Genomic DNA, 20,813 nt, shown 5'->3' on the forward strand with positions numbered 1-20,813 from the left:
CACAAGCCATGTCTAACATGGCGTTAGATGTAGCGGCCTGCAATCGAAATGGCGCCGACCTGCAATCATCGCGTTTTTCGACCAGGATTGATTGCATCTATCCGAGCCAGCAAACCGGGATTATTCGCGAATGAACCTGCGTTCATCTGGTTCGACCTGCAATCGATTGTCATGAACCGGAATTATTTGCGAGTGATCGCTCGCCGCTTATGTCTCATTTGAGCATACCCTTGTGAGACGCATGGCCGAGACGCTTTTTGCGTCTCAATAGGGTGGCTTTTCAATTTTGACATGGTAAGTTCTCAGCTTCTAGAGCCTAAAGAGACAAACTTGACGATGGCCCTTTACGGATACGCTCGCGTTTCCACAAGCGATCAAGATTTCGTTCTGCAAGAAAAAACTTTGCGTGAAGCAGGTTGTGATGTCGTGCGCGCCGAGAAAAAAACGGGGCTAGTGTACTGTTTGCGAAATTATTTACCCATGACCTACAAACTAAGTTATTGATAAAATTTGAATTTTCCGTTCGTCAGTAGCTGGTTTTTTCGAAAACAGTACACTAGCCTGGTTGGTAGGACGGAGTTGAAAACACTGCTCGATTTTCTACGCTTGGCGATACATTAGTGGTGACGCGTATTGATCGTCTCGCACGTGAAAAAAAGCGTTTAACCAGCCTCAACGCCACGTTGGTATCACGCCGAGTGGGCCTTTTTCGGCGGATTACCCTGTATAGGAATTATTGAAATTCCTATACATCGAGCTTTCAGATCAGCGATCAAAAAAGTTATTGTAGTCCCTAACGAACGCCTCACGAGAAGTGGTCATCGCTTCTAGATCTGCTACTTTGCCGTGTCTCATAGGCGGTAACTCCATACCTCGCGCCATTGCTATGGCACGGACAGAGAACTCAGTTTTTGCTGCACTGCCCCTATGATCAGGCATAGCATTAGCAACCCACCAATGTATTTCACCTAATATACTTAAAGCTTGTGAATCGGAAACGCTCGCATCCAACGCTTGATTATAAAGTTCTTCTACATGAGCAAGCACTTCTGGCACATCGGCAGAAAAAGTGTGCCTTATATAAAAAGGCTCGCCAGCTTCAAGGTGCCTTATAGCAGAGTATCTACTATCATATCTATTCGCATCAGGGTCTGCACTTACCACGACAGTTGAGAGAGTTATACGCTTACCATTTATATTGTCTCGCAGAGGAAACTCGTGCATTGGAACGCCCTCAACATCCTCGCAAAATTCACCATCCTTTCGATTTCTGTAACGATCAAGAATGTAAGCATATTGATTTGCCAGAGGCGTTGTCGGATTGTGATTGTAAGTTGGGTATCGCTCGCTTTCCTCGCCAAAAGTTTTGTAATCTCCGCCAGCAGCTTCGCTTCTCCAGCGCTGTGCCAAGGCCCACAATTGGCTAAATGCTTGAACTTGACCCGAAGCAATGCCAGCACCTGCGTGGCGAGACGCATCGAAGAAGGAACGACCATATTCCATCTGATGAGGAAGATGGTCCTGGTTATACTGAGGATCGGGCCAGCGAGCTACGCCAATTAACGATTGCTGATAATACGTTAAGCCGGTTTGTGCTGGAGGGCCCGATAATTCACCATAACGAGCTGACCTACGATGCGATGTTCTAGCGGTAGCAGGCTCCGCGTCAGGTGAAGAGTAATGACTGGAAGGAGACATTACCTGAGGTTTCGATGATATACATCCCATTTTCCATTCCTTAAAATTAGGTGTTGCCGACCTTAAAGAAATCGTTTCTAAAGTAGCGATTGAGGGTTACTCGGCCCTGTACCCAAAAGTCAGTCAGCGAAGCTAAGGAGCCGCTGATTTATTCGATTTTCGTCCCGCCAGCAACGCTCTGAAGTACTTGATTTATCACGGGGCAACAGCTGGGTTTCAGAATAAATCAGCGCCTCCCTAAGGCAAGGCAAAAAAGGCACGGTAGCGGAATCTACTGGTTGTAGATGACAATCCCTACCGTGCTCGCGCACGAGCCTGCTTTTAACGCAGCATCACCGATGAGCGGCTACTTTTCGTGCAGAGCCTAATAACTGAGTCGCCACAGGGTCGTAATCAGTTCCCGTTGGCCGAAACGCCGGAACGAAATTCCTATTCTATGAAACACAACCCTTGTTGATCGCGTCGTTCAGAACTTTAGCCGAGACGAACTTGACGACTTTCTTGGCAGCAATTTCGATAGCGGCACCAGTCGAAGGGTTGCGGCCAGTGCGTGCTGGACGCTCTGCCACTTTCAGTTTGCCGATGCCCGGTAGAGTGATTTCTGCACCGCTTTCCAGTTGGTCGGCAACGATCTGTCCCAATTGCTCAAGAGCCTTAAGCGCGGTGGTTTTTGGCGCATCGATAGCTTCTGCAATACCGACAACCAATTGGTCTTTCGTCAGAGCCATAGTGGCGTTCCTTCCCTATCAAATTCATTTGGATTGCAGAGTAAGGGGTCAGCTTGGGGCAGGCAAGAGTCCCGCTCTCCAGTAGCAGCCCCATTGACCACGAAATGTAGAAACACGAACCAAGCTTGAGTTAGGTCCGAACACTCACTGACGTAGTGCTCGCGCGCTATGCAGCACAGAACTGGGCAGCCTGCGGCTGCAAATTGTGGGATTTTGAAATCGGTTATCATAGCCGAAATCGAGTCGATCCCTCCTCAGCACAGGCTTACACATGGCGTCAGAGACCAAAAAACGTAAACGGGCGAGCCGGGCAAAAGCCAAGGCAAAGCAGACCCGTCTCCAACGCGCCGGGCATACCACCTTCGTTCCCGATACCGACTTTTTCTTCGATATCGATCCTTTGGGTGATGTCGATCTTTGTAGTTGCTGCCAGACAACGTATCTGAACGACATGTTTCCCGACGCTTCTTGCGTAAGCGTTTCGATGAGAGAAGGGCCAGGCGGATTCGTCATCACCGCCGTCATTCACCACGATGAGGAGCCGCCCTGCTGACGTGGCCTCTGCACCGCCTGCTTACAAACCTCGACCGCTCAAAAACCTCTTCACGGCCAACGGCTGCTGGGCAGATTTGCTGGAGGCCGGCGGTCTGCGCCAAATCGAAGTGGAGTCGATCAGCAAAATGCTCGCCTGCGGCACCTCGATACTGGGCGTCAAACACTACACCTGCGGCAACGACAGCTGCCCGCACGTCAAATACCTGTGCAACACCTGCCATTGCCGGGCCTGTCCTTCCTGCGGCAAAAAGGCCACCGACCAGTGGATCGCCGTGCAAAACAACCGTCTGCCCGACTGCCCCTGGCAGCATCTGGTGTTCACGCTGCCCGACACGCTGTGGTCCCTGTTCTTCTACAACCGCTGGCTGCTTGATGCGCTGTTTCGTCTGGCGGCCGATAACCTGATCTACACCGCCAAGCGGCGCGGTTTGCGCGTCGGGATTTTCGGGGCGCTGCACACCTATGGACGGCGGCTCAACTGGCATCCCCACGTCCACCTGTCGGTGACCGCGGGCGGCCTGGATGAGCAGGGCGTCTGGAAAAATCTGTCGTTCCACAAAGAGGCCCTGCGGCGGCGCTGGATGTGGCTGGTGCGCGATTACCTGCTGGGACAGCCGCTTTCGCAACTGACGATGCCGCCGCCGCTGGCCCACATCCACTGTGAAAGCGACTGGCACCGTCTGATACTGACCGCTGGCGGCCAGCACTGGCACATCCACTTGTCGAAGAAGACGGAAAACGGCCGAAAGACCGTCAATTACCTGGGCCGCTACCTGAAAAAACCGCCGATCTCGGGCAGTCGTCTGGCGCATTACACCAACGGGGCCACGTTGAGCTTCACCTACCTGGATCACCGCACACAGACCTATCAGCAGGAAACGCTGAGCCAGGCCGACATGCTGCGCCGGGTGGTGCAGCACATCCCGGAAAAGCATTTCCGGATGATCCGGTATTTTGGTTTTCTGGCCAATCGGGTGTGTGGGAAATACCTGCCGAAGGTGTATGAAGCATTGAAGATGGCGACGCCAGGACCGACACCGAAGCTGTATTTTGTGCAGATGGCCAAAGCCTTTCTAAACGTCGATCCGTTCCGTTGCGTGCTGTGTGGCGCGCGGATGGTATACACGGCGGCAATCAGCGGGCTGACGGTACAGGGACTGGTCCTCAACGCTCAGGCGATCGCGCAGATGAGGTACGTGAAGCCCTGACAGGGGGAAGGTGCGTCCGCACCTAGGCTTCGCGGTGAAATAACCTGCATTAACGCTGATTTATAGGGATTTTCACTGCATAAGTAACGCATCAGCGTCTTCCTACACATCGCTATGAAGGCATGACGCCTCCTTCCAAGCGTCAGCTTGATGCATAGGCATTTTGAAATTCCTATGCATGAACTGGGCAGCCTGCGGCTGCAAATTGTGGGATTTTGAAATCGGTTATCATAGCCGAAATCGAGTCGATCCCTCCTCAGCACAGGCTTACACATGGCGTCAGAGACCAAAAAACGTAAACGGGCGAGCCGGGCAAAAGCCAAGGCAAAGCAGACCCGTCTCCAACGCGCCGGGCATACCACCTTCGTTCCCGATACCGACTTTTTCTTCGATATCGATCCTTTGGGTGATGTCGATCTTTGTAGTTGCTGCCAGACAACGTATCTGAACGACATGTTTCCCGACGCTTCTTGCGTAAGCGTTTCGATGAGAGAAGGGCCAGGCGGATTCGCCATCACCGCCGTCATTCACCACGATGAGGAGCCGCCCTGCTGACGTGGCCTCTGCACCGCCTGCTTACAAACCTCGACCGCTCAAAAACCTCTTCACGGCCAACGGCTGCTGGGCAGATTTGCTGGAGGCCGGCGGTCTGCGCCAAATCGAAGTGGAGTCGATCAGCAAAATGCTCGCCTGCGGCACCTCGATACTGGGCGTCAAACACTACACCTGCGGCAACGACAGCTGCCCGCACGTCAAATACCTGTGCAACACCTGCCATTGCCGGGCCTGTCCTTCCTGCGGCAAAAAGGCCACCGACCAGTGGATCGCCGTGCAAAACAACCGTCTGCCCGACTGCCCCTGGCAGCATCTGGTGTTCACGCTGCCCGACACGCTGTGGTCCCTGTTCTTCTACAACCGCTGGCTGCTTGATGCGCTGTTTCGTCTGGCGGCCGATAACCTGATCTACACCGCCAAGCGGCGCGGTTTGCGCGTCGGGATTTTCGGGGCGCTGCACACCTATGGACGGCGGCTCAACTGGCATCCCCACGTCCACCTGTCGGTGACCGCGGGCGGCCTGGATGAGCAGGGCGTCTGGAAAAATCTGTCGTTCCACAAAGAGGCCCTGCGGCGGCGCTGGATGTGGCTGGTGCGCGATTACCTGCTGGGACAGCCGCTTTCGCAACTGACGATGCCGCCGCCGCTGGCCCACATCCACTGTGAAAACGACTGGCACCGTCTGATACTGACCGCTGGCGGCCAGCACTGGCACATCCACTTGTCGAAGAAGACGGAAAACGGGCGAAAGACCGTCAATTACCTGGGCCGCTACCTGAAAAAACCGCCCATCTCGGGCAGTCGTCTGGCGCATTACACCTCCGGAGCCACGTTGAGCTTTACCTACCTGGATCACCGCACGCAGACCTATCAGCAGGAAACGCTGAGCCAGGCCGACATGCTGCGCCGGGTGGTGCAGCACATCCCGGAAAAGCATTTCCGGATGATCCGGTATTTTGGTTTTCTGGCCAATCGGGTGTGTGGGAAATACCTGCCGAAGGTGTATGAAGCATTGAAGATGGCGACGCCAGGACCGACACCGAAGCTGTATTTTGTGCAGATGGCCAAAGCCTTTCTAAACGTCGATCCGTTCCGTTGCGTGCTGTGTGGCGCGCGGATGGTATACACGGCGGCAATCAGCGGGCTGACGGTACAGGGACTGGTCCTCAACGCTCAGGCGATCGCGCAGATGAGGTACGTGAAGCCCTGACAGGGGGAAGGTGCGTCCGCACCTAGGCTTCGCGGTGAAATAACCTGCATTAACGCTGATTTATAGGGATTTTCACTGCATAAGTAACGCATCAGCGTCTTCCTACACATCGCTATGAAGGCATGACGCCTCCTTCCAAGCGTCAGCTTGATGCATAGGCATTTTGAAATTCCTATGCATGAACGTTTTGCGCAGCATCCAGGGATCCGCCATGGCCAAGTCCTTGGCCGACAGGATCTGCATGCCCTCCAGGTGCGCTTTCATTTTTCGACCGATGCCCCAGACCTCTCCGACAGAGGTATTGCGCAGCACCCAATCACGTTTTGCAGGGTCGCAGATGTCCACGACCCCGCCGGTGTGCGCTTGCAGCCGTTTGGCTGTGTGATTGGCCAGCTTGGCCAGCGTTTTGGTGGGTGCGATCCCCACACCCACCGGGATACCGGTGCAGCGGTAGACTTTTGATCGAATCGATCTTCCCAGCTCGGTCAAATTGCCAGGCATGCCGGAGAGGTCTGCGAACGCCTCATCGATGCTGTAAACCTCAACGGCAGGGACCATGGATTCTATGATGGCCATCACGTGCTGGCTTAAGTCGCCATTTATGTGGAATGGAAAATTATTCTCCCAGTCTTCCGTTCCTTGACGAGATTACTACGTCCACACTACCGGAACGCGTCTTGAAGCAGGCACCCTCCGCCGATACCTGAGCCGCTCCGTGCACAGCCTGATAGGTGTCGTGACAAATGCGGTGGGTGTGACTCAGATTGATCAATCGCTACATGATAAGAGAACCTACCTTTTTACGCTGATCGCAGCTTTGCCATTGAGGCGCTGTCGACTATTTAAATATTTGGAAAGCATAATGGAACTCGATGGACACTGATGACCACTCATGCGCGGCACATGTAAAAGTAAAAGCGAATAGATAAGTCGGTGGTGGTGATCTGTCGGTTAAAAGCATGGCAAGCAACTCGCTCACCCACTGTAAAAATAAAATCAACTTAGATCCACGATGGAGAAAGTAAAATGAAAGCTCGCTCAAAGAAATCAGTAGGCATTGTTGCTTTGGCACTTTTAATGGGCAAGGTGTATGCCGCTCCTACTCCTGCCGCGTGCCCGGATGTCAGCGTCATCAAACAACATCAGGAAGGGCAAGGTTTTGTGTATACGGCACCAGCCCCAAACAACCAACAATGGAGAGGCGAAAACCCGCGAGGCGATGCAAAGGACATAAATAGTATTGCTTTCAAAACTGCAAATATACGTAACCGAAGCGCGATCACAGGTAATGCATTTGTGGCGTGCGACTATGAGGGTAATAGCAGCGCAGGAATCAGGATGAGTCTTGAAACGCTCAAGGTAGCAACACCTGTGGGGAAAGCTTGGAACGGACTCAGTTGCAGTGAAAGCAACCCATCCCTCTGCACGTTTGAGTATTGATGTTTTTATAATATACATTTTACAAATAGCTATTCAGCTTAATGCAGGTAGCTTTTAGTAAAACTACAAAAACAGATCACAGCGCCCACGACTATCGGCTTTTTCCCCTCGATTTGACTGGGCGTTCTGCAGGGCCTGAACGTAAGACGTCCCCAGCCCCACTGGTCAACGTCGTCAGAATCAGCGTAGCCCAGAAGCATTCCACCTAACTTACTAAAGCCCAAAATTGCTGCTGAACGACTGGATTCCATACCGACGCAAAACATCCTTGATCTGGAAATAGGGCGCGCCCATTTTCACGTAGGGTTTTGCATCGTAGCTGCGGGCAATAACGCAACCATCGTTGTTGCTGAGCACAACTATAGGAACCTTGGCCAAGTCTGGTCGAAACACGCGCTCACAGCTGGCGTAGAACGAGTTGCAATCGACCAGACCAAACACCGGCGTTGGCTTGTTACTCAAAGCTTGTGACGCCATGTCGCACAACGCCCCATATCGACAGCTCTTCACCTTCCAGGATATGCCGAGGCGGATAGGCAGGGTTGGCTGACTTCAGCACCACATGGTCACCCTGTAGGATGAGAATTTTGCACAGCGGCTCGTTGTTCACGGCAGCAATGACAATGCTCCCGCTGGACGGTTTTCTGGAGCGATCCACGACAACCAGGCTGTCATGAAAAATCTTGGCACCCTCCATGCTGTCGCCATCGATCTTGGCCACGTAAATGTGAGGGGCGCGCAAATCCATCAGCCGGTCGAATGAGAAGTCCTGCTCGATGTGGTCCGCAGCCGGATTAGGAAAACCGGCAGGGATTTTGAAAGTGTAGAAGGGTATGACCTTTCCGGATTCGCACAACCGGCCGAGTATTTTGACGTTCATGAGGCGAACCTGGCAGGAACAGAGTTAACTGTATGCACGTACAGTTAACGGCGTGCCGCCATCACCCGTCAACTCAAGCCGACCAACTGCGCAAAACGCATGCCTTCATTGAAGGCAAAGAGCGATTGACCATGCACATAATTATTTGAACAGCCTGCGCGCACACGCGCCCGGTTGAGGACTGGGGCGGCTTGCCGTTCCAGGCCGATTTATCCGGGTCTTAGCGCCCGTAGGGTGGCCGCAGGCCAGGGCAGGGCAGCTTCATCGCCCTGGGCCGCTTAGACAGGCTGTTTCACTGACGTATAGGCGCAGACATACGCGCCGTGCCGAAGGCACGACTTGCGCGTGCATTACTGCTTTATGAGGTGGGTTCCCACCGCGTAAATCCCTGTTTTTCCTGAAAGGGATAACTGAAGGGGGGATAAAATTTCATTTATTTCAAACACTCCAGTGCGCCACCTCCGGCGTGGCCAAAAAGAGCCGTTGGCACAGCTAAAAAACGGCACAACCAGCACCGGCGTGCGGTCCTTGCAATGCCTGGCCATAGGGTCACCCACCGCCCTTAAAACGCAGGCGTGACAATGCCTCCGCGTGAGCGGATGCAGTTTTCGGACAAAGTGGGGGCCTGTTAGGCTTTTTTGCTCCTCGACGCCAGGAGCCTATCCAGCGCACTGGACACGGTGTTGCTCACTGGCGGCGATGTGCTGGTGTCCGCGACATCTTGCGTATCCGGTACGCCCGCCTCCCGATTTTCCTTGGCCTGCCAGCGCTGACGCGACGTTTCACGGCGCTGGAGTTCCAGAGAGTGCTTTTCCATGTCCGCCAAGCGCTGTTGCCCTATGTCGCGCAACTGAGCATCGCGACGCTTCTTGGCCGACTTCTGCACGCGTTCATGAACATAGGCCAGGCCAAGGTCTTTCCAGAAAAGCTTGGTGAAGCGGATCAGGACGCGGGTGCGCACTAGGTGCAGACCGTTATCGTCCTTCTCGTCCAGGCGAATGCGCTCGATACGACGGTACACATACCCCGCATCATCCAGGGTTTTCATCAAGCGACACAGCGCCGGTGCAGAGATACCCGCATCCTCGGCAATGCCACACTGAGTGTTAAGCACATAGCGGCCATTGTCGGGGTCGATGTAGCCCAGCACGCTGGTGGCCAGGTCCAGGCGAACCAGCAGCTGCTCGGCCACGCGCTCGATGGCCAGAAACTTCTCCCGCCGGGTACGCCTGTCGCCATGAACGCCATCCAGGCGGCGCAGGTATTGGCCCCGGTAGCGGTCCATGTTGCTCAGACGCTCATAGGCCGAGCGGATCAGGGGATTTTTAAGCTGTTGTTCAGAGAGGTGACGGGGAGCCGCGTAACGGGCAGGCATTACCCGACCGGGGCGACGTAAAGCGGAGTGAGGGTCAGAAGGGGGGAGCCTGACAGCCTTGAGGTGCCTCATGCTTCACCGCCTTGGCCATGAAGGCCATGCGCTACGGTAAAACGTGTCAGGTTTTGATGATGCTGGGGGTACAGGTCTGCCTTTAGAAGGGGCACAGCCTGCGGAAGAATCTTTTCCATAAGTCCACCGTTCAGCGGTGAACTGAAGGCTTCACTTTTGACGGCTTGCACAAAACCGCAGTGAACGCCATAATCAGCTCACGTTATGTGTGTTGAACAGGTGATCCCTTCTTCAAAAGGCCTGTTCAGGATTTTCCAAAAAGCCCCGGCGCCAACCGGGGCTTTTTGGTTTCTGCGATTCGTGAATCTACATCGTCGCTTTCCTGCAAATAAAACTGTGCCGGATAGTAGCATGGGACCTCCGCTTTTCGCCCTACAAAATCCGCTGCTTTCAACGAGCTAGGACGCTTTCCTGGACACCACCGGCCTTTCATCGCTCGATTTGTTCAGCAGCCGTGGGTAAAGCCCGCGCCGGAACCGCTGAAAATCAGCCGCGTCAAGCCAGACGGCACTGGCCTCCCATCCGTCGCGAGACACACCGTCGAGCCGATCCTGGCTGATCAGCAGAGACGCTTCGTCATTGCGGCCATTGTCGTTGCGGATGAATTCACAAAGGTGGTTTGTCATGGTTGTCTTTCCTCAGTTAGCGTTTCAGTGCCAATAACTGGATGCAGAACTGCCAGACCTACAGCGCCTCACTGGAGCATCCGCTCGGGGTTGGACGCAGTCGGCCCAGGACGCGCAGGATTTCGTTTTCAAAGGCGACTTTTGCTTCGAGGTCGCCCAGCTGCGTATGCCGTTCTGCCACGCACCTCAGCAAGCCAGGCAGGTGACCGTGCAGGGGCAACTCCTGGCCGTTCGTGACCCGATAGCCTTTGTGATACGCCGTCGCGATGTAGCCCTGCGTCTCCAGCGAACGCAGGGCTTCACGCACCGGCATCCGGCTGACCTGGAAGGCATCGGCAATGGCTTGCTGCGTAAGCCGTTCACCCGGTTCAAGTCGTCCGTCCATGATGGCTGCGCGCAGCGCTTCTTCAATGGTCTCGCGGGGCAGCGCTATCGGCTGTGCCAGACCGTGGGCCAGGTGCTCAAGCACCTGCTGAGCGTGCAGTTTTTGCGTTCTGTGGTTAATCATGTCCTTCACCTCTTTAACGGATGCAAACTGCCCCCTGCGCCGTAGCGCTGGGCTCAGCGCTGCACATGATTGAGGGGGTTGTGATGCGTATCAGGAACCGCTTGAGAGCCCCGAAGAGCTGGGCGGGTCGATCAGTCGATGATCAGGCTGGCTTTCTTGCCAGTGGCCGCATAGTCCTGCCAATGCGCGATAGCCTGTGCCTGCATATGGCGTGGATAGCGAGTGCGAACATAGCCCTGTGCCGTGTGAAGAATGACTAGATATTCCATCGACATGCCCCTTGGACTTTGCGTCTTGATGGGGCAATTGTGAAGTATATTTCGCAAAAGATAAAGAAATATATTTCTATTTTAGGATTGCCGGGAGCGCCATCACGGCATCGTCGTAGTACCTGGGCCGGTCTCCATCCGCAATGATCTGATGCACTCGGCGTTTGCTCATGGCCCAGCGTACGGCCAGCAGCTCAGGCTCCCAGCCTCTACGTTTGATTTCAGCCTTGAAGGCTTCTGGTGCCATCGGCACAAGCTCTTTGACTTCCAATTGGATTATCCGGATGAGAAATATGCTTCTATAGTAGTGGCTCACTGTAGGTGCGTCGAATGGTTTCTGGGAACCACCTCCAGGCAAGGAGGTGGTGTAACCGGACGGCTCAGTCCACGCTCATGCCGTCATCTTCATCCGGCGATGACAGCTCCGGTGTGCCGGCTGCTGCGGCCTGCCCCTTGGGCGTGGTCTCTGCCACTTCCCGCTCAGGCGCGGTCGGCTGCGCTGACCATTCGCGGCGGTTGACCGTTTTGTCCGTGACAGTGCCGTCCTCTTCGATGACCTGCACCACGACAGGCTGAGTGCCCAGGTCTTGCAACCGTACCTGGTCGCCTTGCTTCAGATTCGAATCCTTCATGGCATCTTCCAGCCCTACGCCCCACACCGTGCGGGGTCTACCCCCCTCGGGCTTGAGCGTCACGAAGTAGCTCATCTGGTTGTCGTCCTTGTGCTGATAGGGTGCTTCCCCGTGCTCGATCAGCGTGCCCTCGATGACTTTGCCCCTGACCGGGGCTGTCTGGCCCGTTGCTGGTTGAGGTGCAGGGAACAAACGGTCTTCCACCTCATTGACTATTTGCGCAGCCATCGCCGTGAGGTGGTCTAGGTCATCGATCAACTTAGGCGAGTTTTCGACTTGCTTGTAAGCGGCCACGATGCTGGCTTTGAACGCTTCACGATAGCTGTCGTTTTCCATGTAAGCCGTCAGCATGGCAGCGGCTTCAGGGGTCTTGTCATTTGTCGCAATGATCCAGACGGCATGGTCTTCACCTCGCAAGCCCATGACCGTATCCGAGGCCCTGACATCCGCTTCGGACATCGGGAAATCACGACGCCATTGTGCTTCAAGCCTCACCAGCTCGCTGGGGCTCTGCAAGTCCGGATCGTCGGCCCGTGCAGGCTTCGCGGCTTCTGGACTCGCCGACGCAGTGCTGGTGGCCACTGTCGGGCTAACGGGCTCGGGCGCAGCGTCTGAAGGCGTTGGCACGTTGGCCTGCGCTTCAGACGTTGCCGTTGCTGCAACATCCGCAGCCGGTTGCGCACGCTGCGCCTGCCATTGAGCAAACGCCTGGTCGCCTTTGGGCTGACCGCGCTCTGGAATGCCCAGGGTGATCGCCACCAGTTCGACGAACGCAATGCGTTCCGGTTCCGGCACGGTGTCCAACTGGGTGGCCAGCGCCTGGCTAACCTGCTCGGCGGTTTTTCCTTCTCCATACAGCGCTTCGATGGGCACCGTAACGCCCATCCTATCCGCCTGGTCCCTGACGTCACGTGTGGAATCGTCAACGTGCCGAGGCAGATCGGTGGCAGGACCAATGCTCTGGCCACCACGCTCAATGTCCAGCTCTGCACGGCGAGCCGCCAGGCTTTGGTTCATGGCCTTGTCAGTGAAGTGAACGTCCAGACCGTTCTTGGCCACGGCCTCGATCACCAGCTTTTTGAAGTCGGCGGTGCCGGTGATGGTGAGTGTGCTGCCAAACCTTTCCCGGGCCAGCTGAAGGGCCACGGACACACCGGACTCAGTAATCCCCGTGCGACGCATAGAGATTGTTTTGCCCGTGTCCACAAACAGTGTCTTGTCGGTCTGCTTGTCCAGGTAATGCACGTTCTGACTGAACTTGGCCTTGCGCGTGTACAGATCCTTGGCGCTCAGGTCACGCGCGCGCTGACTGGCGGCGGCGGGATCAACCTGTTTGGCAAAGCGATCCATGACCCGCTTCACACGGTCACGCACGCCTTCAGGGCCAGGCCCTCTCGCACCGCTGATGCTGAAGCCTGGGTCTTCCTTTTCGTCTTCTAAAAGATTGCGTATGGCTGCACTGCCCATGAGATTTACCTCGATGTTGGGTTTCGGGTTGCGGAACTGTTCACGTGCTTTGAGCCGTTCGAAGGTCAGCACGGAAACCAGCTGCGCCTTGTCCTGGCGGGTTAAGCGTTGATCGGAGAACACAGCGCGCCTGAGCGCGAAATACTGCTGATCGATCCGGCGTATGGCCCGGCGGTGGGCCGGAGCGATCTGGTTGTGCTGCGCCTGCCGTGTGAAATACGCGGCCACCGTCGAGGCCTGCCTGTTAACGGTCAGGGCCTTGATCGAGGCGCGCTTGAACACCAGCGCCTTGTCTGCGGGCCGCTTGAGCGGATCGAACAGCATCCGGGCGCGCTGCTCGATGTCAGCCACCGTGGCGACCCGGTGGGGGTTCTTGGCGTAGGGCGGGACGACAGAGCCAGGCCACCATTGGCGGGGAGGGCGAGGCTTGCCTGGAGCCCTGGGCCTACGACCGGCAGTGGAGCGTCCAGGCGTTGCTGTCGCAGTCGCCGGAGTATTGGAAGGTGTTGAAGGTGTTCGATAGAACACCAGCGCGTTGTCAGAAGGCTTCTTGAGCGGATCAAACAGGCGTCGGCCTCGCTCTTCGATGTCAGCGATGGTGGCGACACGGTGAGGGTTCTTGGCATACGGCGGGATTATTCGTCCAGCTCGTACTCGGGCGTTTCGGGGCTTTCCAGCTCCGGCCCGGCGTCGGCCTGTAGCGCCTGCTGGCGTTGCTGTTCCCGTTGCTTCCTGAGAAACGGCGGCAGGCCCGCTTCCTCCTCTTCCTCGCTCAGCTGTGGACCTGCTCCCTCTTCCTCGTCCTGCTCCTGGTACAGATGGTCGCAATCCAGAATCTCCTCCTGGTTGCGACTGTCCCAGGTGAACGTGTGCATCACTGGGCAGTAACAGCGCACCGTCACGGCTTCGGGCCGATCCGGCTTGCCGGTGATCTGCCACATCGCTGACGGACAGGTCTTGCAAGCCATCGGCAGGCTCGGCAGTGCGTCGCCCCGTAGTTTCAGCAGGACTTCGCTGGTGATCTCTCTGTCGTTGCCCGGTGTGTACGTTGTCATTGTGTTCTCCATGGACTTGGTAGAATTTCTGCTCGCGCTCAGCAAGCAACTGCTGACGCTCTTCTGGGCTGGCAGCCACATAACGCTTGCGAAACGCCGGTGTCGCCTTCTCCACATACTTGATTTCCATCGCCCGTTGCGGCCATTCAGTTAACCGCTGGGCAATGATCGCTTTATCAAGCGGCTCCTTTTTCAAGTCGCGCCTGACGATAAAGTTATCGTGAAAGATGGTTTCTTTGAGGTTGGTAAACTTCGCATCGCCGGGCAACTTGACGGCCACGTACTCATTGTCTTTGCCCTGATTGCGGATGCGCGTTTCACCGTAGGTGGCCGCCAACTCATAGAACGCCTCACGGCTGGTCACGTTCTTTTCAATCACCGGCTTAACCAGCGTTTGCTTGAACTCCCGATTCTTACCGTAGAAGTCATCGCCCTTGTACCTGGACAGCACGCTTGCGGCATCAGCAATGTCTACCCGAACATGCTCTCTGGGTGACGCAAGGTTGTACTTCTGGTTTAGATATTCCTGGAAAGCCTCAAAATACTTCTCATGATTCTTATAGAAGCCCACGGGGTTGGCTTCATTACCACTGAGCAAGTTGATACGCGGCACGATGACGTGGATATGTGGCTTGCGTTCGACAGGCTTGCCGGTCTTCTTGTCAGTTACACATTTAATCTTGGGCAAATGCGCCTCAGCGTAAAAATTGAATTCTTCCGCTTTATACGCATACATGAGAAACTGTTTGAATTCGGCTGTAACGGCTTTAAGTAAGGATTCAGAAACAACGTCTTCACGAAAACTAAGTGTGAACGTCAGGTAACGGTCCTGACCGCGATCAGGAATACTCTCATAAATAGAACGGGTTAGATCAAGGTCGCCGGATATCACCAGGCGATGATCCAGTTCATCGCGGGTGAACTCACGTCCTGACTTGTTGCCTTCTTCGAGATATTCCTGTGCGCCAGTGTTGTACCCACCGGGCCTAATCAGCATCGGAGACACCTGCCAACAGCAGGGCCTCGATGGCGGTCAACTTGTTCAGCCAGAGGGTGTACGTCTTTTCAGAAATGACACCACGGCGGTGTGCCGCATTCACCTGGTGGGCCAACTGGTTAATGTTTTTGCTGGTTTTGTTATAGAAAAACAGCAGCCGGTGATAGTCCTGTGGCTTGGCCGCTTTAACATTGAAGGTGAGTTTTGCATTGATAAAAACGTCACGCAGGAACTCGGAAGTCGTAATGCCTGCTTCCTTGGTCTTCCTGAGTATCTCGGTGTGATCATCCTCACCCACACGCAGGGTCAGGACACGGGTCTTTGGGGGCTGCTCAGCCATGGGGCCTCCGACGATCAATGACGCAATTGATTTATCGACTGATGACAAACGACAAGCGCAGCGCTACCGCTCTGCGGGGTTTCAAAGGGGTTTCCCCTTTGGCACGGCGATGTATTCGGGGGGGCGCTTCATCCCCCCGTATACATCGGTAACGTGCCTGTTTAGCGAATTCGAGATTTTGGGTCAGACCCAAGATTGTCTCTGAATGTCTCTCGAGGACACAGAATGTCTCTCTGTGTCACTAATCCTGTTAGGTTGACTCTAAATGTCTCTACTTGACTTTGAGTGTCTCTAAATGTCACAAATGGTCTCTAACCCTCGTGAGCCACATTCGAGCATCGTCGAGAGCACTGAAAGGAGAAGAAAATGGACGACTGGCGCAGCAAACCACGAACAGGCAAGAGCCAGGTAACACCATGGCTGCAACAGATTCAGGCACGCATCGACATGGGGGCCACGATGAAGCAGGCCTACGACGAGCTGATGTCGAATGAGTCCATTTCGCTTGGGTACCGCCAGTTTGTTAGGTACGTCCACACGCTGACATCCAACACACAAGCCACAACACAGAAGACAAAGGACAAGCAAACCGCTATAGCTGAGGAACATGCGAAAACGCCCCCTGAGCCAAAAAAGGCGGACAACCAGAGAACACCGATGACACCCGCTGACTTTCGAAAGATCAGGGAAGACTTCGATAGAATGGACTTGAATGCACTTGTTTCAGGCAAGGGGCTGATATTCGACGAAAAATGAATAGCGCGTACTGGCTAGTTCTTATACTTGTCTTTGATACCTGTAGGGATTTTTTCCAACAAAGCGCGTTGTTCTTTATATTCTTGATAGAACCACTTGTTGGTTTCATTAACGTCTTGGCTTTCAATAGCGATCCAGGTCATGCCACCGATCATCATAGCTGCCATCACGACTAATCCTGCAAGCATCATATGGTTAAATCGAGTGGCTTGCGTATCTCTGAGATTTCCAGACAACGCAGACACACGATTTTCCAGTTGTTCAATCTTGACCGTCGCACGATTGAGTGCAGGCTCGAAAGCATTAGCAAGACTGTCATGAATGGCCTCAGAAAGCTTGATCCCGACATCTAGACCAGCCTTGGTCGTGGTGGCTTGAATCAATTCTTTAGTGCTTTTCTGGAGAAACAATGCGGTGTCTTCTGCATCTTCAACAGCATCAGCGACAATTCTTAACGAATCATCCATTGAAAGCTCAAGCAACCTGGGTATGTTCTTGATACTGTCGTGCAAGTGACCCACGTCACTTAGGGAGGCGCTGATTTATTCGATTTTTCGTCCCTGCAACGCTCTGGAGGCCTTGATTTATCTGGGGGCAACAGCTGGGTTTTAGAATAAATCAGCGTCTCCTTAGCAACTCGGTAATGAGAACGTCACGTGCAATGGCTGTATTCTTTTCAATCGTACTCATAGAGCATCCTCCTCCGCAAACAACGCATCAAAGACTACATCAAGCTTACGATTAACGCCTTTGGCGAGAAGCTTCAAGCCATACATATCTGACCAAAGCTCACGATCTTTCATGTCAGCGCTCTTGTCTTTCAGCAACGTCTTGTAGTCGGCGTTATCGCTCATCAACGATGTAAGAGAAATACGCTTGACTGAAAGAGCGTCGAACAGCTCAGTTTCAAATATTGCGCACTTGCGATTGCAGATAAACGAATGTGCAAGATCGTAATAGGAAATAATGATGGAGAATTCCGAATCAACGTCACTTTTCACCCGATTGAATACCAATCTTATCTTGTGAGCCGGAATGCCCATCGCGGCCAGCGTTCCAATCATGGTTGCTGTCTCTTTCTGCTCCTTGGTTCCAGAAGTTACTGGAACAACGTAGTAATCAATTTCATCGTGAGCCTCTTCGAAGCTTTCCAGGTTGGCCATGAAGTCTTCAACGTTGGAAGCACCCACGTCGATGATATCCTTTTCTGGTCAGCGTCATTGCTCTTGTCAGGTCCACCGGCGCAGCACAGCACCAGGTCAAACAGCATTTGCCGCAATGCAGGACTGTCGTGAAACTGGAACGGGTTGACGCCGGTGAAGTGCCCCAGCTGCACGGTGTAATACTCGGCCCCCAATGCACACAGCAGGTGCCTCAGCGACTCGTTGTAGTCGATACCGAAAATCAGCGGATCAAAGCGGCTGAGAAAGGTCAGCAGGGTGGCCTCAGCGGTGGTTTTACCGACCCCCGTCTGCCCCGTGAAGACCGCATGCCCTGGCAGCATTTCACCGAGGTTGTTCTGGCCGGGCGGGCTGTCGTGCACGTTGAGGACATACAACGCCTTGTTGGCCGTCAGCACGGGCATGACGCCTGTCCCGTCACCAATGGGGTTGCCCTTGACCTTGCCCGTGGGAGTGGAGTGCAGGGAAAAGCTGCACGCCAGGTTCTCGGTCGATTTCATCATGGGGTACATGGCCTCGGTCACACCGGGAAACTGCGTGTACCAGGTGTCGATGTTGCTCATGGTCGAACGCACAAAGGTCGCGTCACGCACCGTAAACACCGACGCCATTTTCGTGCCGTTCTCGATGGCCTGGTCCGGGGTCTTGCCGAAGACGATCAGGGAGGCGTGATAGCGACCAAACGCCTTGTCGCCCAGGGTGATGGCCTCGATGGCATTTTCAAGCTCCTCGGTCTGCCTGGAATCGCGCTCGACCGAACCCAGATCCGCCACGTGCTTTTTGAATTTGTCCTTGGCCTTGTTGCGGTCCTCGAACAGAAACGTTTGCACCAGGGTGAACTCGAACTGCTGCTCGATGGCCTCGTCCCACATACCGGGGTAGGTCCCGCCACTGGGGTAGTCGCGCAGGTCAAAGGTCGTCGCAAAGCGCTGGCCACCCCGGTTGGGACGGTTCTCGACAAAATCGTAGTTTTCGAAGTTGGTAACACTATCAATGATCGCGTCACCCAAGCGGGTGTCGCTGACCAGTACGTCTTTTTCGTGCCCGTTGATCAGCAGGCTGTAGTAGCGCCCGATCTGCGAGAACAGCGCACCGTGTTCGTTTTCCTCCAGCCCCATGATGACCGGGTCATATTCGGCCAGCAGCGTAGAGGACAGTGACAACAGGTCGCTCATGCGTTCGATCCCCTCATCCACCTCGCGGTATTTGAGGATCAGGGCAATGCTGTACCCGACCTGGAAGAAGGTGCCGTTGCGAAACGGGGCGGTGTAAGCGTCCACGAAGTCCTGAAGCGCGGGCAGCGGCAAGGTGTATTGCGTGTCCAGCTCGATGCCCGTCTTGGTGATGTAGGTTTGCAGCATCAGGTGCTTGCCTTCCTTTTTGCCCAGGGCCAGGAAGTAGCGGTTGAGGTTGTGAAACAGGTGGACCAGTTCGTCATCACTGCGGGTCTCGCTGGAAACCCCCTTCAACTGAATCAGACTCACCAGGCGATTGCCGGGCAGGGTCACCATGTGTTCGTGGACCGGATAGCGCATCAGTGGCACTTTCTTTTCCGGGGGCATAACGCTTTTGTGAAAATCGTGCGCCATAGAATTCATTCCATTGCGGGTTAAAGGGGGTCAGCAACAACGGTTTGCCGTACTTGAGGCTCAGCCAGAGACGCCGCCGCCCAAAGCGGATGCGGCGCAAATATTGAGGATCGATCAGGCCCACGACCCTCAAGGCGATGAGGGCTATCAGGAACGGGGCGGCAGCGACCAGGCCCCACACCCAGGACAGCAGGAAGGTTGCGGCCACACCGAAGACCAGGCCGCCCATCAGCAAGCCCACCATCGGCATGATGGGGATGTTCCAGAACATCGCGGGCCGACTCATCGCGTTGTAGCTTTCGAAGGTCAGTTTCTTGAGTACTTCGTTACCGGCCATAAGCGCTCCTGGTCAACCCGGCACGCCGGTGCCGAACACCTGCCAGGCCGCTGTGCCGAGGAGCACAGACCCACCAACGACCAGCAGCACGCCAACCTGCTCGAGGTAGTCCATGAAGGTGTGCGAGCGGTCGCCCGTGGAGCGAGCAATCAGCCATTGGGCACCTGACCAGATCAGGCAAACCAGGCCCAAGGTGCCCGCCAGGGTATAGAGGCCCAGGCGGATATTGCTGCCCCACTGGTTCAGCGTGCTGAGCCAGTCGGCGGAGGCGATGCCAGGCAGGCAAGCCAAGGCCACCAGCAAAATGCAGAGTTCGCCTTTGTTGGGCACAAGGGTACGTTTGATCATCATTGATCCTCTTTAGGGAGAGTTGAGGGTTGTTCTGGGGGTGAAGCCGGAACAGCAGGTACAGCGGATGGAGCAGAAACAGGCGGTGGCGCAGGTGGCAGATAGCGCGGGTACTGGCGCAGCACGTCCCAGCTTTCATAGGTCGGCTCAACGGCGGATGCCGGAGCCTGAGCGCGCTGGAGCTGGCTTGTCTCAGCGGAGCCGCCTTCCAGCGCAGGGACCGTCACGGTGGTCGTGCCTGCGTTGGCCAACACACGTTGCACGTGGCTGCTGCCACCGAATTCGGCCTCGGCCTTGAAGCCGCGTTTGGGGTTGCCGCTGTAGTAGCAGGAAATGGCTTTACGCAAAGCGCCCTGCGTATCCGGATCGGCTTTGCTGGCCTTTACGTAGCAGGCCTGTAGCTCTCGCTCTGCCATGCGCAAGTTGTTGCAGGGTTCAAATACGGGTTCGGGTCGGTTGACATCGAAATGCTGCCGGTTGATTTGGCCCAGACCGATGCTGAAGTCAGCCCCTCCGCGACCAGCTTTTTCACCACCAATACGGCTTCATCCAGGCTTTGCGGTTGACGCGGCAACACTTTGCCGACCACGCCAATGGCATAGGGATTGAAGGAGGATTCTGTCTTGACGATGGGAGTAAGCGTGGCGGGATGTATCGAGGGAGCGCATTGCATAGCCAGGGCCAGGAAGGCGCTGGTGGTGAGCATTGCAGGTTCCTTACGTTATGGGAGGTTTCCCGAATGGCCTTGTAAAAGGCCATTTGGTGAAACCTCTCGATCTCCCAAAAATGAGATCGAGGGATCTTAAATCGTATTTCCGGCCGCGACCCTGTCCGCCAGAAAACTTGTTTGGGGCTTTACGCTGCGCACCCTGGGCCAGTTGCCAACCCTCTGAGCCGTTAAGGCCGACCCATCGCTGCCTCTAAACCCGTTCCCTGAGTGTCGATACGGCACACAAAGAGGACCGGCACCCGAAATATAACCTTCCT

At 55.1% G+C, this 20,813-nt stretch carries 22 protein-coding genes and 5 pseudogenes; 8 read left to right on the forward strand and 19 right to left on the reverse strand.

Annotated features, from left to right (window positions below; genetic code table 11):
- Positions 1–336: 336 nt before the first annotated feature.
- Positions 337–450: pseudogene (locus tag BLT55_RS34360) on the forward strand (recombinase family protein); the annotation flags it as partial.
- A 315-nt stretch (positions 451–765) separates the two neighbouring features.
- On the opposite strand, the gene xopAH reads toward BLT55_RS34360, so the two are convergent.
- Both xopAH and BLT55_RS30510 read right to left on the reverse strand, forming a co-directional pair.
- A complete protein-coding gene (gene xopAH / locus BLT55_RS30505) occupies positions 766–1,728 on the reverse strand; it encodes a XopAH/AvrB family type III secretion system effector (protein WP_074802005.1) in 963 nt (320 codons plus the stop codon).
- Between the two features lie 404 nt (positions 1,729–2,132).
- Complete coding sequence (locus tag BLT55_RS30510; protein ID WP_054999586.1) at positions 2,133–2,426, reverse strand: HU family DNA-binding protein; 294 nt, start codon at positions 2,424–2,426, stop codon at positions 2,133–2,135.
- Positions 2,427–2,697: 271 nt separating this feature from the next.
- On the opposite strand from BLT55_RS30510, the gene BLT55_RS30515 reads away from it, so the two are divergent.
- The 4 genes from BLT55_RS30515 to BLT55_RS30535 all read left to right on the forward strand — a co-directional run bounded on the left by BLT55_RS30515 (position 2,698) and on the right by BLT55_RS30535 (position 5,954).
- Positions 2,698–2,979 carry a hypothetical protein gene (locus BLT55_RS30515; RefSeq protein WP_074801749.1) on the forward strand — a complete coding sequence of 94 codons (282 nt, stop codon included), beginning with the start codon at positions 2,698–2,700 and terminating at the stop codon, positions 2,977–2,979.
- The gene (locus BLT55_RS30520; protein ID WP_074801624.1) at positions 2,960–4,189 is read left to right on the forward strand and encodes an IS91 family transposase; all 1,230 of its coding nucleotides are present in this window, start codon (positions 2,960–2,962) and stop codon (positions 4,187–4,189) included. The genes BLT55_RS30515 and BLT55_RS30520 overlap by 20 nt, the downstream gene beginning before the upstream one ends.
- A 273-nt stretch (positions 4,190–4,462) precedes the next feature.
- Positions 4,463–4,744, forward strand: a complete 282-nt coding sequence (locus tag BLT55_RS33310) for a hypothetical protein (protein WP_057424767.1) — start codon at positions 4,463–4,465, stop codon at positions 4,742–4,744.
- On the forward strand, positions 4,725–5,954 hold the full coding sequence (locus BLT55_RS30535; RefSeq protein WP_074802008.1) for an IS91 family transposase: 1,230 nt from the start codon (positions 4,725–4,727) through the stop codon (positions 5,952–5,954). Before BLT55_RS33310 ends, BLT55_RS30535 begins: the two co-directional genes overlap by 20 nt.
- A 180-nt stretch (positions 5,955–6,134) precedes the next feature.
- Here BLT55_RS30535 and BLT55_RS30540 read toward each other — a convergent pair.
- Positions 6,135–6,551 (reverse strand): annotated as a pseudogene (locus BLT55_RS30540) (Y-family DNA polymerase); the annotation flags it as partial.
- Between the two features lie 429 nt (positions 6,552–6,980).
- Between BLT55_RS30540 and BLT55_RS30545 the strand changes: the two are divergent.
- Positions 6,981–7,394, forward strand: a complete 414-nt coding sequence (locus BLT55_RS30545; protein ID WP_003348573.1) for a DUF3757 domain-containing protein — start codon at positions 6,981–6,983, stop codon at positions 7,392–7,394.
- 216 nt (positions 7,395–7,610) lie between these two features.
- On the opposite strand, the pseudogene BLT55_RS30550 reads toward BLT55_RS30545, so the two are convergent.
- The 9 genes and pseudogenes from BLT55_RS30550 to BLT55_RS30590 all read right to left on the reverse strand — a co-directional run.
- Positions 7,611–7,871 (reverse strand): annotated as a pseudogene (locus BLT55_RS30550) (Y-family DNA polymerase); the annotation flags it as partial.
- The gene (locus tag BLT55_RS30555; protein ID WP_055000516.1) at positions 7,849–8,274 is read right to left on the reverse strand and encodes a LexA family protein; all 426 of its coding nucleotides are present in this window, start codon (positions 8,272–8,274) and stop codon (positions 7,849–7,851) included. The pseudogene BLT55_RS30550 and the gene BLT55_RS30555, both read right to left, overlap by 23 nt.
- Positions 8,275–8,902: 628 nt before the next feature.
- On the reverse strand, positions 8,903–9,649 hold the full coding sequence (locus BLT55_RS30565; RefSeq protein WP_074801937.1) for a hypothetical protein: 747 nt from the start codon (positions 9,647–9,649) through the stop codon (positions 8,903–8,905).
- A 470-nt stretch (positions 9,650–10,119) separates the two neighbouring features.
- Positions 10,120–10,347 carry a hypothetical protein gene (locus tag BLT55_RS30570; RefSeq protein WP_054098253.1) on the reverse strand — a complete coding sequence of 76 codons (228 nt, stop codon included), beginning with the start codon at positions 10,345–10,347 and terminating at the stop codon, positions 10,120–10,122.
- A 58-nt stretch (positions 10,348–10,405) separates the two neighbouring features.
- Positions 10,406–10,855 carry a GntR family transcriptional regulator gene (locus BLT55_RS30575; RefSeq protein ID WP_074801934.1) on the reverse strand — a complete coding sequence of 150 codons (450 nt, stop codon included), beginning with the start codon at positions 10,853–10,855 and terminating at the stop codon, positions 10,406–10,408.
- A 131-nt stretch (positions 10,856–10,986) separates the two neighbouring features.
- The gene (locus BLT55_RS33685; RefSeq protein ID WP_167359995.1) at positions 10,987–11,124 is read right to left on the reverse strand and encodes a hypothetical protein; all 138 of its coding nucleotides are present in this window, start codon (positions 11,122–11,124) and stop codon (positions 10,987–10,989) included.
- Positions 11,125–11,200: 76 nt separating this feature from the next.
- Positions 11,201–11,395, reverse strand: coding sequence for a hypothetical protein (locus BLT55_RS30580; protein WP_139206529.1), 195 nt, complete (start codon positions 11,393–11,395; stop codon positions 11,201–11,203).
- Between the two features lie 109 nt (positions 11,396–11,504).
- Entirely contained in the window at positions 11,505–13,574 is a 2,070-nt protein-coding gene (locus tag BLT55_RS30585) for an LPD7 domain-containing protein (RefSeq protein WP_341845506.1), read from the reverse strand.
- Positions 13,575–13,858: 284 nt separating this feature from the next.
- Positions 13,859–14,278 carry a hypothetical protein gene (locus tag BLT55_RS30590; protein ID WP_074802012.1) on the reverse strand — a complete coding sequence of 140 codons (420 nt, stop codon included), beginning with the start codon at positions 14,276–14,278 and terminating at the stop codon, positions 13,859–13,861.
- Between the two features lie 220 nt (positions 14,279–14,498).
- On the opposite strand from BLT55_RS30590, the gene BLT55_RS30595 reads away from it, so the two are divergent.
- Positions 14,499–14,774 (forward strand): hypothetical protein, encoded by a 276-nt coding sequence (locus BLT55_RS30595; RefSeq protein WP_074802015.1) that lies wholly within the window; start codon positions 14,499–14,501, stop codon positions 14,772–14,774.
- A 490-nt stretch (positions 14,775–15,264) separates the two neighbouring features.
- Here BLT55_RS30595 and BLT55_RS30605 read toward each other — a convergent pair whose 3' ends face one another.
- Complete coding sequence (locus BLT55_RS30605) at positions 15,265–15,615, reverse strand: plasmid mobilization protein (protein WP_055002156.1); 351 nt, start codon at positions 15,613–15,615, stop codon at positions 15,265–15,267.
- Positions 15,616–15,981: 366 nt separating this feature from the next.
- On the opposite strand from BLT55_RS30605, the gene BLT55_RS30610 reads away from it, so the two are divergent.
- Positions 15,982–16,371, forward strand: coding sequence for a hypothetical protein (locus tag BLT55_RS30610; protein WP_004666798.1), 390 nt, complete (start codon positions 15,982–15,984; stop codon positions 16,369–16,371).
- Between the two features lie 14 nt (positions 16,372–16,385).
- Here BLT55_RS30610 and BLT55_RS30615 read toward each other — a convergent pair whose 3' ends face one another.
- The 6 genes and pseudogenes from BLT55_RS30615 to BLT55_RS30640 all read right to left on the reverse strand — a co-directional run bounded on the left by BLT55_RS30615 (position 16,386) and on the right by BLT55_RS30640 (position 20,532).
- Positions 16,386–16,838 carry a hypothetical protein gene (locus BLT55_RS30615; RefSeq protein ID WP_223862813.1) on the reverse strand — a complete coding sequence of 151 codons (453 nt, stop codon included), beginning with the start codon at positions 16,836–16,838 and terminating at the stop codon, positions 16,386–16,388.
- Positions 16,839–17,057: 219 nt separating this feature from the next.
- Positions 17,058–17,570 (reverse strand): annotated as a pseudogene (locus BLT55_RS30620) (StbB family protein); the annotation flags it as partial.
- Positions 17,471–19,087 (reverse strand): VirB4 family type IV secretion system protein, encoded by a 1,617-nt coding sequence (locus BLT55_RS30625; RefSeq protein WP_482211662.1) that lies wholly within the window; start codon positions 19,085–19,087, stop codon positions 17,471–17,473. The gene BLT55_RS30625 and the pseudogene BLT55_RS30620, both read right to left, overlap by 100 nt.
- Positions 18,990–19,478: a VirB3 family type IV secretion system protein gene (locus BLT55_RS30630; RefSeq protein WP_074802021.1), complete on the reverse strand. Its 489-nt coding sequence runs from the start codon at positions 19,476–19,478 to the stop codon at positions 18,990–18,992. The genes BLT55_RS30625 and BLT55_RS30630 overlap by 98 nt, the downstream gene beginning before the upstream one ends.
- Positions 19,479–19,490: 12 nt before the next feature.
- On the reverse strand, positions 19,491–19,826 hold the full coding sequence (locus BLT55_RS30635) for a hypothetical protein (protein ID WP_024668752.1): 336 nt from the start codon (positions 19,824–19,826) through the stop codon (positions 19,491–19,493).
- Positions 19,826–20,532, reverse strand: a pseudogene (locus BLT55_RS30640) (lytic transglycosylase domain-containing protein). The gene BLT55_RS30635 and the pseudogene BLT55_RS30640 overlap by 1 nt, the downstream one beginning before the upstream one ends.
- Positions 20,533–20,813 lie beyond the last annotated feature (281 nt).

This window comes from Pseudomonas cannabina, assembly GCF_900100365.1.
In the GTDB taxonomy this organism is placed as follows: domain Bacteria; phylum Pseudomonadota; class Gammaproteobacteria; order Pseudomonadales; family Pseudomonadaceae; genus Aquipseudomonas; species Aquipseudomonas cannabina.